The organism is Thermosynechococcus sp. FA-CM-4201 (genome assembly GCF_054689355.1).
In genome coordinates this window covers 949,619-965,007 of the sequence record NZ_CP079920.1, presented here as the reverse complement: position 1 = coordinate 965,007, position 15,389 = coordinate 949,619, and the positions used below count along the sequence as shown (strand labels likewise).

Sequence of the window (15,389 nt, the reverse complement as noted above, 5' to 3'; positions counted from 1 at the left end):
CAAGTTAGATTAAAAACAGGTGTTTTCGGCGCAGGATCATGGACATTGCTGAAAGTGTGCGCATGGCGATCGCTACCCTTAAGGCCAATCGGCTCCGCAGTGGGCTAACGATGCTGGGGATTATTATTGGCAATGCAGCGGTGATTGCTATGGTCGGCGTGGGTCAGGGGGCACAGCGCTATGCCGCCAGTCAGTTTGAATCCCTCGGTCCGAATACGCTTTTTATTGTGCCGGGGACGCCCCAAGCCCGTAACCGCACGTTTAATGTGCCGCAAACCCTTGTCCTTGAGGATGCCAAGGCGATCGCCACCCAAGTACCCACGGTGAAGGAAGTGGCGCCGCAAATCCAAGTGCAACAACGGGTCACCTATCGAGGACGCAACACGAATGTGCTGATTGTCGGAACCACCCCCACCTTTCCCTCAGTGCGCAGTTTTACAGTGGCGCAGGGGCGCTTTATCTCCGATAAGGATGTGGAACGGCATCGTCGCGTCGTGATTTTAGGCTCGGATTTGGCGAAGAAGCTCTTTATCAATGAAAATCCTGTGGGTCAGCAGGTGCGGATTAAGAATCTTTCCTTTGAGGTGATTGGCGTCATGGCCGAAAAGGGCGCGTTCCTTGGCAACAATCAGGATGAGGCGGCCTATATTCCGATTACAACGATGTCTTCCCGTATTGTCGGGCAGCGTTCCCCCTATGGGATTTCCCTAACCTTTATTTCAGTGTCGGCTCGCGATGAGCAGAGCATTGATGCGGCCAAGTTTCAGATTACTAACCTCCTGCGGCTGCGGCATCAAATTGTTGATGAGGATGACTTTACCATTCAAACTCAAAAGGAAGCCTTGCAAATTATTGGCAACATTAGCAATGCCCTGACCTTGATGTTGGCGGCGATCGCGGGCATTTCGCTGCTGGTGGGGGGGATTGGCATTATGAACATTATGCTGGTATCCGTGACGGAGCGTACCCAAGAAATTGGTCTGCGCAAGGCCATTGGTGCCACGCAGCGGGATATACTGGCACAGTTTATGATTGAGGCGATGATCCTGTCGGCCCTCGGTGGCCTAATTGGTACCGGCGTCGGTGTGGGCGGTGTGATGCTGGTGGTAATGCTCACTCCCCTAGAGGCTGGAGTTGCTCCCGTTGCTGTGGCTCTTGCTGTGGGCGTTTCGGGCAGTATTGGCCTCTTCTTTGGGGTGGTTCCGGCTCAACGGGCAGCGCGGCTGGATCCGATTGTTGCCTTGCGCAGTGTCTAAAAGTACGGAAATTGCTGATGGAAACGACAACCCTAGACTGGATTGCTGGCGGCCTTGCGATCGCCATTGTCATTGGTGGCCTGTTGATGATGTTTACCAATCTTTGGACACGGCGATGACCCTACGGCGAGGCTGGATATACCTGCTGTTGGTGGCGATCGCGATCGCCATGCTGCTGCCTTTGGTCTGGCTCACCAGTACGGCCTTCAAGTCTGCCAATGAAGATATTTTTGCCTTTCCACCCCGCTGGCTGCCCGCCGAACCAACCTGGGCGAACTTTGTCACGGTTTGGCAAACGAATCCCTTTGGCCAGTACCTGTTCAACAGTGCGCTAGTGGCGGTCTTAACGGTGGCCTGCAATCTCCTGACCTCTGCCTTGGCCGCCTATCCCTTGGCACGGCTGTCCTTTCGCGGGCGTGAGGTGATCTTTACGGCCATTTTGGCGACGATCATGATTCCCTTTCAAATCATCATGATTCCCCTGTTTATTTTGGCGGTGCAGTTGGGGCTGCGGAATAGCTATCTGGGAATTATGCTGCCAAGTTTGGCCTCCGCTTTTGGGATCTTTCTGTTGCGACAGGCCTTTATGGCGGTGCCCAAGGAACTAGAGGAAGCGGCTCGCCTCGATGGCTGCTCAGAACTGGGGCTGTGGTGGTTTGTGATGCTGCCGGCCATTCGCCCTGCCCTCGTTACCCTTGGCATTTTTGTGTTTATTGGCGCTTGGAGTGATTTTCTCTGGCCCCTGTTGGTCTTGGATCAGCCAGAGCTTTATACCCTGCCCATTGGCGTGGTCACCTTGGCGGGGACGTTTTCCTTGGATTGGCGACTCATTGCCGCTGGCTCCGTAATTTCAATTGTGCCCGTGTTCATTGTGTTTATTTTCTTGCAGCGGTATATCATTCCCTCCCAAACTGGTGCTGGTCTGAAGGGCTAACTTCCTAGGCCGCGATAGCGAATTGGCTGGCGGTGGGCATATTGGCGAAAGAAGGTTTTAATTTCCGCTGCTCGGCCAAGGGCAATCAGGGTGTCTCCCGGTGCTAGGGGCAAGGTTAAGGGGGGATGGGTCACCAAGGCACCATTCTGATGGCGGATAGCGACAATAATAAAGCGGCCTCGGCCTTTTGCTTCCACATCGGCGATCGCTAACCCCACCAGCGAGGACTCCAAGGGCAGCGTAAACTCCTCAATCTGAAGATCGAGTTGGCTGAGTAGCTCAATCAGGTGACTGCGCTCATCCTTTTCCTCAAGAAAATCCAACACTGTCGGGCGAGTAATGAGCTGCACCATGCGTTGGGCACTGATACTCGAGGGCAAGACCACATGATCAGCTCCAGCAAAACGCAGTTTGGACTCTGTGGCTGGCAATTCACCATAGGCCAAGATTTGCAAGTTGGGATTGAGGCGACGGGCAATCAAGGTAATAAAGACATTACTGGCATCATCGGCCAAAACCGCCACCACAGTACGAGCGCGATCCACCCCCACCGCCAAGAGTTCATTTTCATCCATGAGATCGTCACCGCGATAGAAAAGGTGCCCTGACTGTTGGGCAAGCCGTAGTCGCTGCCGCTGGTTGTCAATTACAACAAAGGGGATTTGGGCAGCGGCCAAGTTCATCGCTAGGGTGCGACCAAGGGAGCCATAGCCGCAAATGATGACGTGATCCTTGAGGTCAGCAAGATGAGCGGGAGTTGTCATTGGGAGTGGCGGGAGCGGGACGTATATTTGCGAATGAGCTTGGGGGCATCTTGGGCATGACCCAATAAAATCAATGTATCGCCCACTTCCACAAGGGGATTGGCGCGGGTTGGGAATAATTGGCCATCACTTTTGCGCAAGCCAACAATAATAAATGCCCCTTGGCCACGTACCTCAAGTCCTGTCAAGCGCGTACCCACGTAAGGGTAATCGGCGGTAATCTCCAGTTCCTCAAGGCGAGCATCAATGTTGCTCAAGAGGTCGTTGAGGGTCTCGCGATCGCCCGTTTGTTCGAGGAAGTCAATGCGTGGCCGCCGAATGAGGTTGGTCATTTGACTGGCGCCAATTTTTGTTGGCAAGACGATGTGATCTGCCCCTGCCATGCGCAGCTTCGATTCCGTGGTGGCTAAATTCGCCCGTGCCACAATCAGCAGGCTCGGATTCATGGATCGCGCTGTCAGCGTAATAAAGACATTGATCGTATCATTGGGCAGCACTGTCGCTAGGGCGATCGCCCGATCAATGCCCACCACGCGCAGCGTTTCTTCCTCCGCCGCACTCCCCAAATAGGCCAAATAGCCCAACTGTATCGCTAGATCAATGCGCTGTTCATTGACATCCAAAATCACAAAGGGGGTTTTTAATGCCGATAATTCTTGGGCCATCACCTGACCAATGCGGCCAAAGCCACAGACAATGACATGGCGGTTGAGTTTGTTGATGTCGCGGCTCGCCCGTTGAATATCGAGTAGGCGTTTAATCTCCCCTTCGGTAAACAGTTGCACCACGGCACCGATGGTATAGACGGTTGCGGCACTGCCGGCCACAATGATCATCATGTTAAAGAAGCGTTGCGCTGGCGTAATCAGCGGTCGCACTTCACTGTAGCCAATGCCAAAGACGGTGATCACGTACATGTAGAGGGCATCGAGCCAGTTCCAGCCAAAGCTGGTGTAGCCCACCACCGCCACCAACATAATCAGGACAAAGAGGGTGATGCCAATAATAAAACGGTTGAGGGCAGGGGTCGCAGGTAACCGTCGCATGGCTTTAATACTTGCGCTCCTGGGGGGGAAACATGGTGATGGTGACGGGTAGATAGTCAATTTTAATGCCGTCGCTGTGGTAGGTGGCTAGGGTGTGGCGTAGGAAGTTGACATCATCCCGCTGAGGGTAGTCCTCACGGAAGTGGGCACCACGACTCTCTTGGCGGGCAAGGGCACTACTGAGAATCACCTCAGCAACGATCAGTAGGTTGGCCAGTTCAAGAGCCTCAACCAGCTCTGTATTCCAATAGCGCTGGCGATCGTCGAGGCGAATCCGGCCATAGGCCGCCTTGAGCCGTTGCAATTCCGCTAGCCCCTGCTGCATTAAGTCAGCCGTGCGAAACACGCCACAGTATTGGGTCATGCAATCTTGTACTTGCTGCCGCAGTTGGGCAATGCGTAGATCCCCGGCTTGGTCAAAGAGGTGTTGAATTTGTTGCTCCGCTGCTTGCAGGTAGGGCTGGGGGTCAAATTGGGGGCGGGGCAGACTCGGTAAATCCTTGGCGATCGCGGCACCCGTGCGGCGGCCATAGACCACGCACTCTAAGAGAGAATTACTGCCCAAGCGGTTGGCACCATGCACCGAGACACAGGCACATTCGCCGGCAGCATAGAAGCCGCTCACCATCTGCGTAGCATTGGCACGCACCTGACCATTGACATTGACGGGAATGCCCCCCATTGAGTAGTGTACCGTCGGACGGACAGGAATCGGCTCCACCACCGCATCCACCCCCGCCAAGCGATGGGCTTCCTCCCAACAGAAGGGAATGCGACTCATGATGGTTTCGCGACCCAAGTGGCGGACATCGAGATAGACAAAAGGCCCACCGGCAGAACCGTCACTGTGGATGCCCCGCCCTTCGCGAATTTCGATGGCGATCGCCCGCGAGGTAATATCACGGGGAGCCAGTTCCATGCGACTGGGAGCATAGCGTGCCATAAAGCGTTCCCCCTCGGCATTGAGTAGATAAGCCCCTTCACCGCGCACCGCCTCAGAAATCAAAACCCCCGCTGGATACAACCCCGTTGGGTGAAATTGCACAAACTCCATATCCTCAAGGGGCAAGCCTGCCCGTGCCGTCATCGCTAAGCCATCCCCAGTGGAGGCAAAATCATTGGAAGTGGTATTAAAGACGCGACCATAGCCCCCTGTGGCAAAAAGAATGGCGGGTGCCCGCAGAATGTCCAGTTGACCGGTTTCAATGTGGTAAGCGACGACCCCCTTGGCCTGCTGATCCTCGACAATTAGCCGCAGCACATACCACTCACTAAAAAAGGTGACATTGTATTTCAGGAGATTGCAGTAGAGTTCGTGGAGAATGGCATGACCAGTTTTGTCGGCTGCATAGCAGGTGCGCTGGTGCGTGTGACCACCAAAGGGACGTTGGGCAATGCGGCCATCGGGCAAGCGAGAGAAGAGCACTCCCAAATGCTCAAGGTCAATCACTACATCGGGCGCTTCTTGGGCAAGAATGGCGACGGCATCCTGATCCGCCAGAAAGTCTGACCCCTTGACGGTGTCAAAGGCATGGCTTTCCCAAGAGTCTTCGCTGTCCACATTTTTCAGCGTAGCGGCAATGCCCCCTTGGGCGGCAACGGAATGGGAACGAATGGGATGAGTTTTGGCCACAAGGGCAATCGGGATCTCCGGGGCAAGGCGGCAAATTTCCAAAGCAGCACGACAGCCTGCTAGGCCACCACCAACAATCACAACGCCAAAGTCTTGCATCGTCCGTTTGTCCAGCATCTTTTCCTATACTAAGTTGGCGATTAGGAGAGCGGCGGCGGCAGCAAAGCAGCAAAGATGAAACAAAGATAAAAACAGTAGCAAAATGATCTTGCGAGCCTCACGCTGAATCGTTAGAGTGGCAGTACAGTTCTTTTGGGGGCACAGCGCTTTCGATGCTTTTGTGCGTGTTCTCTCTCTGGGAAAAGGACTGTAATTTTATGGGAGGCAGCCGTCCTTGAGTGCATTTTTTCTTCACTATGGGGATTGTGGGGTGCGCCATTGGTGCGATCGCGATCGGGCAGCGGTCATGCACCTCATTGCCAATGTCCTCAGTGAGTTTGGCCTTTCTTGGCAACCCGAAGGCGCCGATGCCGATGTGGTTCACGTTGAAGATTACTACCACCGCCGGGGCGGACAATTTTGGGTGGTGGAGCAGGCCTCGGAAGTCGTTGGCACGATCGCCTTCTATCCCATTCAGCGGGGCGAAGCTGCTGTCGAAATTCGCAAAATGTATCTCCATCCCCGCGTGCGCGGCCAAGGCCTAGGGACGTTTCTCTTGCACCATCTGGAGGCAGCCATTGCAGCGGCCGGCTACCGCAAAATCTGGATTGAAACGGCCTCGATTATGACTACGGCCGTCCATTTGTACGAAAAGGCGGGCTATCAGCCGGCGACAGGTGTGGAAACGCAGCGCTGCGATCGCGTCTATGTCAAGGATTTAGCACTTCATGGCATGGCTTCGATGGCTTCTGCCCCCTGCTAGTCTGATTGTCCTGCTGATTGCACCTGCCGCCTTTGGTCTCTGCCGCCAAGACTTGGCTCGTGCCCTGCAACAGGAAATTCAAAATCCCCAATGGCAACGGGGTCAGTGGGGCATGGTGGTGCGGGACTTAACCACGGGGGATCTTCTCTACGACTACCAAGGGGAAAAGCTCTTTTTGGTGGCCTCGAATGTCAAGCTAACAACAGTGGCCGCCGCCCTAGACTATTGGGGAGCCAATCATTCCTTTGAGACCACCCTCAGTGCGCGATCGCCCGACCGAACAACGCTGCGCCTTCAGGGCAGTTTTGACCCCAGTTTTAGCAGCCAAGACCTGCAACAAATGGCCACCGGTCTTGCTCAGCAGGGGATTCGCCAGATTCCAATCTTGGAAATCGGCGGTGTTACACCCGTAACGATCGAACCCACATGGGCGATCGAAGACCTGACGATGGGTTATGCAGCCGTAGTGACGCGCTTTAGTCTCAATCAAAATGCCCTGAACCTAGAGGTCATACCACAACAGTTGGGGCAACCCTTGATACTACGGCAGCCGCAGACTCATTTTCGGGTAGTGAATGAGACCCGCACCGTGGCTCCCTCTGAGCCGGAATTTCTCGAAAGTGAGGTGCGCGGCCAGCAAATCATTGTGCGGGGTCAACTCCATGGGGGCAGTGAGCCAGCAGAAATGCGCATTCCCCTCAGTGAGCCGATCCCCTATCTTCAGCAGCAGGTGCAGCGTGCCTTTGCCCAAGCCGGTATTCAAGTGCAGCAAATTCGCCTTGTGGAGACAGCAGAGCCATTACCCGATGTGTTGGTGCGCCATGCCTCAGCTTCCCTAGGGGCGTTGATCTTGCCAATTCTCCAAGAGAGTGACAACTTCTATGCAGAAATGCTCCTTGCGGCTCTGGAGGCAGCACAGCCCGGCTATCGCCAACGCTACCTACAGCGAATCGGAGTACAAGGGGCGGTGTTGGTGGATGGTTCTGGACTCTCACGGCAAAATTGGCTAACACCCAATGGATTGGTGACGCTGTTGCAACAGATGGCGCGCACGGATCATGCCTCGCTGTGGCGGCGATCGCTCCCCCTTGCTGGGCGATCAGGGACGTTACGTCAGCGCTTTCGCAATACAGCAGCTCAAGATCGCGTTTGGGCTAAAACCGGGACACTGCGGGGCGTCGTTGCCCTAGCTGGCTATGTGGAACCCGTGCAGGATCGCCCCCTTATCTTTAGCCTTGTGGTCAATCAAGGGGGGGAGGCCACGGCTCAACTCCGTGCTGGTTTGGATCGCATCGTTGTTTTGCTGGCGCAATTGCAGAACTGTCCTCACCGCTAATAGCGAAACTCTACATCTATGCAGTGGTTCAAACTACAGCCCAACATACACTCAAAACGGCGAAGGTGGGAGAGGAGTGCATACTTTTGATGTATTCCATATTTTTTTGATGTATTCCATATTTTGGAAAAGGGCTATATCTATTGATTATGCTTATAAAAGAAATATAAAAACAAAGATCAAAAATAATAACACTGAATCTTTTGATTTGATAAGATTAGGAAGTATTAAGGTTTTCGAGTGTTAACCGATTTCTTGAATCCTAATAACCTAATAATTTTATTATTTGAAAAATGAGCAAATGAAAGAATAATAATCAAAAATAAAAGTTTTTACTCATAATTCCCTAGGCTATTAAACTACGTTATAGTGGCAGTGCTATTTCGATATTTTCGATAACAGTACCGCAGATAGGTCTTCAGGAGGTGTCCAATGCTCACGGAAACTCGTCCCCGTGATGTGCAAGTCGCAGAAATTGCGCCTGGGGTTTTGGTCTTGCGATCGCGCACTTGGGATCGGCTGAAGTTTGAAGTGGAGTATGGCCGCCAACAGGGAACTACCTCCAATTCCTACCTCATCCAAGCCCCCCAGCCCACACTTCTAGATCCGCCGGGGGAATCCTTTACCCAGATTTATTTGCAAGAACTCCAGCAGCACATTAATCTGAGTCAACTGCGGTACCTGATTCTCAGTCATGTCAACTCCAACCGTCTGGCGACCGTCAAGGTTTTGCTGGAAAAAGCGCCCCAGATTATTATCGTCTGCTCTAAGGCAGGGGCAGTAACATTGCGCTCTACCCTTGGCGAGCAATTGAATCTCTGGATCCCTCGTGCGGAAACACCCCTAGAGTTAGGAGGCGATCGCCAACTGGAATTTATTGCTGCTGCTACGCCCCGCTGGCCCGATGGCTTGATTACCGTTGATCCTCAGAATCAAATTGTGTTCACAGATAAGCTCTTTGGTGCCCATGTCTGTGGCGATAGCCTCTACGATGAGCAGTGGAAAAAACTCGATGAGGATCGTGCCTACTACTTTGAATGTTTGCATGCGGCACAAACCCGCCAAGTGGAAAGCATTTTGGATCGCTTGGCAGAACTGACACCGCCACCGCGCCTCTATGCCCCTGCCCACGGCCCGATTGTGAAGTTTAGCCGTAGCCGCCTCTTTCAGGACTACCGCGACTGGTGCCAAGCCCAAACGGAACAGGACACCAAGGTGGCGCTTTTCTATGCCTCTGCCTATGGCAATACGGCAATTCTAGCCAATGCGATCGCCCAAGCCTTAACCGCAGCCGGCGTTCAAGTGGAGGCCGTTAACTGTGAAACGACACCCCCAGCGGAAATGCAAGCCCTGATCCACAGTAGCGACGGCTTTATTATTGGCTCGCCCACCCTAGGGGGACACATGCCGACACAGGTGCAGACCGCCTTGGGGTTTATCTTGGCGGAGGGCAGCCAAACCAAGCTGGCGGGGGTCTTTGGCTCCTATGGTTGGAGTGGCGAGGCCATTGATGACATTGAGCAAAAGCTGCTTGATGCTGGTTATACCCTTGGCTTTGAAACGCTGCGGGTGAAGTTTACCCCCACGGCCAGTGATCTTGAAAAATGCCAAATTGCTGCCAACGAGTTTGCCCAAGCCCTGAAGAAACTGCGCAAGAGCCGCACTGTCCGCCCCCCCAGTCTCGTGGAAGCACAGGTGGATCGCACCGAACAAGCCATGAACCGGGTCGTGGGTTCCCTGTGTGTTCTGACCACCCTACCGGAAGGGTGTTTTCACCTTACCCAAGCGGCGGCTATTTTGGTGTCGTCGGTCTCCCAAGCTTCGTTTAATCCCCCCGGTATCACAGTGTCCTTGCCGCAGGAATGGGCAGAAAGCCTCTGCTTGGTGGGCGATTGCTTTGTCTTGAATATCCTCAAGGAAGGCAGTCCCCTCGTTCGTCAATTTCAGCAGGCGCAACGCCTTGGTGAGCAACAATTAGCCACCCTTGGCCTCAAAAGCGCTGAGAGTGGTGCCCCCATTTTGCTCGATGCCCTTGCCTATTTAGAATGTACGGTAGAGTCCCGCATGAACTGTGGCAACCACTGGCTCATCTACGCCGTGGTCGAGAGTGGTGAGTTGCTGCAAACTAGTGGCTTAACGGCAATCCAACATCGCAAAACCAGCAGTTAGCACGGGGATCTAAAACGCATTTTCAGCCGTTAATTCAGCCGCTTGTTGCTGCGCTAGCTCCGCGGGATGGGTGAGCAGGTAGAGCATTGGCAGATCTTCTTCGCGAATATGGCGCACTACTAGGGCACCAATCGCCTCAATGGTCTCTGGTGTCAGCTTTTCGGGATGACTCTGCACCTCCTCAAGCACCCCACTCAAATCCCGTAGCAGATTTTGGTGAGCCGCACGGTGGGAGAGATAGAGGGGATGATTGGCAGCAGCCATCAGGGTCTCTTCGTGCTGGAAGTGGCGTTCCGTTTCGCTGGCACACTCTAGTAATCGCGGCTTCACTTGCGAAAAGGTTGCCCCGTCGGCGATCGCTGAGTGTAACTGCTGCAACATCTCCAGCAGTGCCTGATGTTCCTGATCAATTTCCGCCAAGCCAGAGACAAACTCCGCTTGCCATGCCAGCCCATCCATAGATCGATCCTCCAGACTGCAACAGGGAAAGGATGCTTTGAGGTAGTGCCTCCAGCCTAACAACCCCCTATCGTAGCAGGCAGGAACTGTTACAAAGCGTAGCGGACTGGCACCGTTTGGCTAAGAAGCCTTAACGGCCACCCAATACTTACTCATAAAGTGGTGCTGCACCTCTTTGACCACCAGACCCGCTTTTTCTAAGCGGATGTTGAGATCATCTTCGATGTAGTTGCGGTAAAAGGGTTCGTGGAAAAGGTTGGCAAAGTTTTCCATCATCGGGCGCTGCTCTGGGGAATCCAAAGCTTGAATCGAGTCACAGATGACAAAGACGCCCCCCGGCTGGAGAACGCGGGCGCATTCATTGATCACGTTTTGGCGCACTGGGGCGGGCAGTTCATGGAAGAGAAAGACACAGGTGATGGCACTAAAGTAGTTGTCCACGTAGGGCAGGGTCTCGGCATTCCCTTGAATCAGTTGTGGCAAATCCCCGGTCTGGGTAGCGAGAAGCGAGTTGGCCTTGCGCAAATAGGTGGGCGACAGATCAATACCAAAGAGTGCCGCTTCTGGAAAGCCATAGCGCAGTTGTTTCAGCGTGCGACCGGTGCCACAGGCGACATCGAGAATGCGTACAGGTGGCGTAGGAGGATGAGTGGCGAAATGTTGGGCAACGGGAGCAATCACGCGCCGCCGCATCGCATCTGCCGTACCGCCAAAGAGCAGTTCCACTTGAACATCGTAGAGGTTGGCGGAGGTTTCACTGAGGTAGCCATCAGTTTGGTAGTGGAAGTTTTGGCGATAATACTGCGGATAGTCCTCAAGGCGCACGTCTTTGGCAAACTCCTGAAATTGACGCGATCGCGCCCGCTGCCACATCTGCGGCAAATCTAGCCACAGCACTGGATAAAAGCGCAAAAACTCTTCCCAAGGGGCGTCAAAAAGGAGTGTGGGGGGATACAAGCCAGCCGCCGCATCCTGCCAATCCTGCTGGAGTAGGGCTTCATAACGTTCCTTGAGCCATGCTTGCAACTCAGGGCTAAGGGGTTGCGTCCGCTCTTCGGTCGGAAAGAGAGTATTCAAAAGACGGGCACTCAGGGTTTTGTGGGCGATCGCAAAAATGTTTTTGCCCCATTGCAAGGCTTGATAACCACTGTGCAGCGTCTCTTCCACAAAGGGTAACTGAGAGGCAAAGGGCGCAACCAACATAGCTCTTAACTAAACTTCATAATTTCCATTCCTCACTATATCGCAAACCCTAGGGGCAGTACCCCCGTTCGCGGTACCAAGTCACGGCGTCTCGGAGCGCCTCATCAATCGGCGTCTGGGGCAAGCCCAATTCGGCCACGGCTTTGCGCGCATCGTAAAACATTTTTTGCTGTGCCATTCGCACCCCATCCACGGGAATCGCGGGTGGTTTGCCCAAAGCCCCCAGCACCACTTCATCGAACCAAGCCACCACGAGGGGAATCACCACGGGAATTTCACCCAAGGGGCGCGGCAGCCCAGTGATCGCAGCTAACCGTTCTAGAATGTCCGCCAGCGTTAGGTTTTGGTGACCGAGGATGTAGCGTTCACCGGTTTTGCCTTTTTCCAAGGCCAAGAGATGACCGATCGCCACATCCCGCACATGGATCAGGTTCAACCCCGTGTTGACGTAAAAGGGCATCTGTCGCCGTAAAAAGCGCAGGATCATCTCGCCAGTGGGGGTGGGCTTCGCATCCCAAGCGCCAATGGGGGTACTGGGATTGACAATCACAATATCTTGCCCTTGGCGGATCGCCTCGTGAGCCACCTGCTCTGCCCAGTACTTGGAGCGCTTGTACTCGCTAATCAGCTTTTCGGGGGGGCTTTGGTAGGCTTCGGTGGTGGGTTGGCCACTGGGATCCACACCAATGGCGGCCACGGAACTGGTGTAAATGGTGCGCTCAATGCCAGCCTCACGGGCAGCAGCTAAGATGCGACGGGTGCCCTCCACATTAACGGCATAGAGGAGGGGGCGATCGCGCCGCCACAGACTGTAGTGGGCTGCAACATGGAAGAGAACTTGGCACCCCTGCATCGGGGCAACGAGGTCATTGGTGCGCAGATCCCCTTGCACCAACTCCACACCCCACGCCTTGAGGTGGGCTGCCTGCTGCGGTTGCCGCACAAGGGCACGGACGCGATACCCCCTTTCTGCAAGAACCTGAGCCACATGGGTACCGACAAAGCCACTGGCACCCGTGAGAAAGGCGGTGGTGCTCAATCTTCCTCGGCCTCCATGCTACCGGGGGGCAAGACGGCTGCCGTGACAATTACATCATCCTCATCTAGGCGTTGCAGACGGACGCCCGTGGCCGATCGCGACTGTGAGGAAATATCCATCACCTTTTGGCGAATAATGATGCCGCGACTGGTAACAATCATCAATTCATCCTCAGCATTGACAATCCGCAGGGCAGCCAGTTGATCCTCGTTACTTTTGGCTTTGAACTTGGTGGCGGTAATGCCCATGCCGGCGCGGTTTTGTAGCCGAAACTGTTGCACAGGTACCCGCTTGCCGTAGCCATTGGTCGTAATTACCAGTACCCAAGGGCCTTCACTGTGAGCTACCGTCTCCTCAGTGTCTTCAATCTCGGCACTGTCATCCTCAGGGGTGGTGGCAAAACGGTTAGCGATCGCCGCCGGCAGAATATCCATCCCCACCAGTTCATCCCCCGGCCGCAGGCTCATGGATTTGACCCCCCGCGTGGCGCGGCCAAGGGGGCGCAGTTGATCATGACTGGCGCGAAAATGAATGGCCATGCCCTGCCGCGAGCCGATGATAATCGTGTCCTCTTCGCGGGTACGCCGCACCCACCGCAGTTGATCCCCCTCTTCAAGGGAAATGGCAATCAGGCCATTGGTGCGGATATTACTAAAGGCCGCCAGTGCCGTTTTCTTAATGAAGCCCTTGCGGGTGAGCATCACCAGATACTCATCTTCACTAAACTCTTGCACCGCAATGACGGAGGTAATTTTTTCCTCGCGGGGAATGGGCAACAGTTGGACAATGGGGGTGCCGCGGGCTTGGCGGGAACCACTGGGAATTTGGTAGGCGGGCAAGGCATAGACTAAACCGCGATCGCTAAAGAAAAGAATGCGATCGTGATCATTACAGCTAAAGAAGTGCTCAACGGCATCATCCTCTTTAATCTCTGCCCCTTTGCGTCCCCGTCCATCGCGACTTTGGGCTTCAAAGGTATCCACGGGCATGCGCTTGATGTAGCCCTGCTGGGTAACGAGAATAACGGATTTATCGTTGGCAATTAAATCGGTGTCGCTAATCTCCCCATCCGCTTGCACAATCAGCGATCGCCGCGGCGTGGCAAACTTGGCCTTGAGTTCTGTGACTTCTTTTTCAATAATCTCCAGTACCCGCTGCCGATTGGCCAAAATATCGCGGTAATCGGCGATTTGCCGCTGGAGGTCTGCGTGCTCCCGCTCAATTTTTTCCGCCTCTAAGGCCGTGAGGCGCCGCAGTTGCATCTGCAAAATGGCATCAGCTTGGGCTTCACTGAGGGCATAGGTCTGCATCAATTGCTGACGCGCAAGGGTCGTGTCACTGGCACTGCGAATGAGTTGAATCACGGCATCGAGATTGGCCAGCGCCACCAGCAACCCTTGGAGCAGGTGATCCCGTTCTTCAGCCTTGCGCAGGGCATAGCGGGTACGGCGGGCGATCGCCTCTTCGCGGAAACTAAGGAACACCTCTAAACTGCGCTTGAGGGTCAGCAGTTGCGGCTCGCCGTTGACGATCGCCAGCATATTGGCGCCAAAATTCACCTGTAGCGGCGTTTGCTTGTAGAGGTTGTTGAGCACCACCCGTGGGTAGGCATCCCGCTTTAGCTCAATCACCACCCGAATGCCGTCGCGATCGCTTTCGTCCCGCAGATCGGCAATGCCCTCAATTTTTTTCTCGTTGACCAACTCGGCAATTTTTTCCATCAGTGCTGCCTTGTTGGTTTGGTAGGGCAACTCCGTCACAATAATCGCTTCGCGAGGTTGGCGACCCGGTGCTTCAAGGGTTTCAATCGTGGCCACTGCCCGCAGTGTAATCGAACCGCGACCGGTGGTGTAGGCCTCTTCAATCCCCCCTTGGCCGAGGATATGCCCGCCAGTGGGAAAATCAGGCCCCGGAATGTAGCGCATTAGCTCGCGATCGCTGATCTGGGGGTTATGAATTAAGGCCACCAGCCCATCCACCAGTTCTCCCAAGTTATGGGGTGGGATATTCGTCGCCATCCCCACAGCAATGCCGGAGGTGCCATTGAGCAGTAACTGGGGAATCCGCGCCGGTAAAACTAGGGGTTCCTGCTGCGAGCCATCAAAGTTATCAACAAAGTCAACGGTTTCCTGCTCGATGTCCTGCAACAGGGCTTCTGTGGCTAGGGCTTGCAGCCGACACTCGGTGTAGCGCATCGCTGCCGGCGGATCATTGTCAATGGAGCCAAAGTTGCCATGGCCATCAATCAAGGGGTGACGCATGGAAAAGTCCTGAGCCATTCGCACCAGGGCATCATAGACCGCTGAATCGCCGTGGGGGTGATATTTCCCTAGCACTTCCCCCACCACACGGGCACATTTGCGGAAGGGGCGATCGCTGGTCAGCCCCAACTCGTGCATGGCATAGAGAATGCGGCGGTGTACCGGTTTGAGACCATCGCGGGCATCGGGAAGGGCACGCCCAACAATGACGCTCATGGCATATTCAAGGTATGAGCGCGAAATTTCGTCCCGCAACTCAGTGGGAATGATCCGAGAAGAATCAGCAGCAAAGCTCATGGGCGTGTTTTACCAAGCAATTAATCTGGAAGCCTTGTTGTTCAGTTGGAAAATTTAATGATATCACGCCCGCCTAAACGCCAACCTTAACCCCTCTCTGCTGCGGCGTTCTAGCCCTCAAGTCAGCCTC

At 54.4% G+C, this 15,389-nt stretch carries 12 protein-coding genes; 5 read left to right on the top strand and 7 right to left on the bottom strand.

The features are described from left to right. The first annotated feature begins 38 nt into the window (after window positions 1-38). Together KV190_RS04665 and KV190_RS04660 are read left to right on the top strand one after the other, a co-directional pair. Window positions 39-1,256 (top strand): ABC transporter permease, encoded by a 1,218-nt coding sequence (locus KV190_RS04665; protein ID WP_460194807.1) that lies wholly within the window; start codon window positions 39-41, stop codon window positions 1,254-1,256. Window positions 1,257-1,371: 115 nt separating this feature from the next. Further along, complete coding sequence (locus KV190_RS04660; protein ID WP_460194806.1) at window positions 1,372-2,190, top strand: carbohydrate ABC transporter permease; 819 nt, start codon at window positions 1,372-1,374, stop codon at window positions 2,188-2,190. On the opposite strand, the gene KV190_RS04655 is transcribed toward KV190_RS04660, so the two are convergent. Genes KV190_RS04655 through KV190_RS04645 form a run of 3 tightly spaced genes read right to left on the bottom strand, consistent with a single transcriptional unit; the run spans window position 2,187 to window position 5,732 of the window. Next, a complete protein-coding gene (locus KV190_RS04655) occupies window positions 2,187-2,954 on the bottom strand; it encodes a potassium channel family protein (protein WP_460194805.1) in 768 nt (255 codons plus the stop codon). The two genes, KV190_RS04660 and KV190_RS04655, sit on opposite strands and share 4 nt — an antisense overlap. After that, window positions 2,951-4,000: a potassium channel family protein gene (locus KV190_RS04650; RefSeq protein ID WP_460194804.1), complete on the bottom strand. Its 1,050-nt coding sequence runs from the start codon at window positions 3,998-4,000 to the stop codon at window positions 2,951-2,953. The genes KV190_RS04655 and KV190_RS04650 overlap by 4 nt, the downstream gene beginning before the upstream one ends. 4 nt (window positions 4,001-4,004) lie before the next feature. Beyond that, entirely contained in the window at window positions 4,005-5,732 is a 1,728-nt protein-coding gene (locus KV190_RS04645; RefSeq protein WP_460195225.1) for a succinate dehydrogenase/fumarate reductase flavoprotein subunit, read from the bottom strand. A 307-nt stretch (window positions 5,733-6,039) separates the two neighbouring features. On the opposite strand from KV190_RS04645, the gene KV190_RS04640 reads away from it, so the two are divergent. The 3 genes from KV190_RS04640 (at window position 6,040) to KV190_RS04630 (ending at window position 10,000) form a co-directional block, all read left to right on the top strand. Then, window positions 6,040-6,495 carry a GNAT family N-acetyltransferase gene (locus tag KV190_RS04640; RefSeq protein ID WP_460195224.1) on the top strand — a complete coding sequence of 152 codons (456 nt, stop codon included), beginning with the start codon at window positions 6,040-6,042 and terminating at the stop codon, window positions 6,493-6,495. Beyond that, entirely contained in the window at window positions 6,461-7,831 is a 1,371-nt protein-coding gene (dacB, locus tag KV190_RS04635; protein WP_460194803.1) for a D-alanyl-D-alanine carboxypeptidase/D-alanyl-D-alanine endopeptidase, read from the top strand. Before KV190_RS04640 ends, dacB begins: the two co-directional genes overlap by 35 nt. 432 nt (window positions 7,832-8,263) lie before the next feature. After that, a complete protein-coding gene (locus KV190_RS04630) occupies window positions 8,264-10,000 on the top strand; it encodes a diflavin flavoprotein (RefSeq protein ID WP_460194802.1) in 1,737 nt (578 codons plus the stop codon). 9 nt (window positions 10,001-10,009) lie between these two features. On the opposite strand, the gene KV190_RS04625 is transcribed toward KV190_RS04630, so the two are convergent. The 4 genes from KV190_RS04625 to gyrA all read right to left on the bottom strand — a co-directional run bounded on the left by KV190_RS04625 (window position 10,010) and on the right by gyrA (window position 15,259). Then, complete coding sequence (locus tag KV190_RS04625; protein WP_460194801.1) at window positions 10,010-10,459, bottom strand: hemerythrin family protein; 450 nt, start codon at window positions 10,457-10,459, stop codon at window positions 10,010-10,012. Window positions 10,460-10,579: 120 nt separating this feature from the next. Next, window positions 10,580-11,662, bottom strand: a complete 1,083-nt coding sequence (locus KV190_RS04620; RefSeq protein ID WP_460194800.1) for a class I SAM-dependent methyltransferase — start codon at window positions 11,660-11,662, stop codon at window positions 10,580-10,582. A gap of 49 nt (window positions 11,663-11,711) precedes the next feature. Continuing rightward, the gene (gene hpnA / locus KV190_RS04615) at window positions 11,712-12,701 is read right to left on the bottom strand and encodes a hopanoid-associated sugar epimerase (protein ID WP_460194799.1); all 990 of its coding nucleotides are present in this window, start codon (window positions 12,699-12,701) and stop codon (window positions 11,712-11,714) included. Then, on the bottom strand, window positions 12,698-15,259 hold the full coding sequence (gene gyrA / locus KV190_RS04610) for a DNA gyrase subunit A (RefSeq protein WP_460194798.1): 2,562 nt from the start codon (window positions 15,257-15,259) through the stop codon (window positions 12,698-12,700). The genes hpnA and gyrA overlap by 4 nt, the downstream gene beginning before the upstream one ends. Window positions 15,260-15,389: the final 130 nt, after the last annotated feature.

Bases quoted from the DNA above. Each gene is read 5' to 3' on its own strand.
- KV190_RS04665 (WP_460194807.1), top strand. From the start codon at position 39: ATGGACATTGCTGAAAGTGTGCGCATGGCGATCGCTACCCTTAAGGCC.
- KV190_RS04660 (WP_460194806.1), top strand. From the start codon at position 1,372: ATGACCCTACGGCGAGGCTGGATATACCTGCTGTTGGTGGCGATCGCG.
- KV190_RS04655 (WP_460194805.1), bottom strand. From the start codon at position 2,954: ATGACAACTCCCGCTCATCTTGCTGACCTCAAGGATCACGTCATCATT.
- KV190_RS04650 (WP_460194804.1), bottom strand. From the start codon at position 4,000: ATGCGACGGTTACCTGCGACCCCTGCCCTCAACCGTTTTATTATTGGC.
- KV190_RS04645 (WP_460195225.1), bottom strand. From the start codon at position 5,732: ATGCAAGACTTTGGCGTTGTGATTGTTGGTGGTGGCCTAGCAGGCTGT.
- KV190_RS04640 (WP_460195224.1), top strand. From the start codon at position 6,040: ATGCACCTCATTGCCAATGTCCTCAGTGAGTTTGGCCTTTCTTGGCAA.
- dacB (WP_460194803.1), top strand. From the start codon at position 6,461: ATGGCATGGCTTCGATGGCTTCTGCCCCCTGCTAGTCTGATTGTCCTG.
- KV190_RS04630 (WP_460194802.1), top strand. From the start codon at position 8,264: ATGCTCACGGAAACTCGTCCCCGTGATGTGCAAGTCGCAGAAATTGCG.
- KV190_RS04625 (WP_460194801.1), bottom strand. From the start codon at position 10,459: ATGGATGGGCTGGCATGGCAAGCGGAGTTTGTCTCTGGCTTGGCGGAA.
- KV190_RS04620 (WP_460194800.1), bottom strand. From the start codon at position 11,662: ATGTTGGTTGCGCCCTTTGCCTCTCAGTTACCCTTTGTGGAAGAGACG.
- gyrA (WP_460194798.1), bottom strand. From the start codon at position 15,259: ATGAGCTTTGCTGCTGATTCTTCTCGGATCATTCCCACTGAGTTGCGG.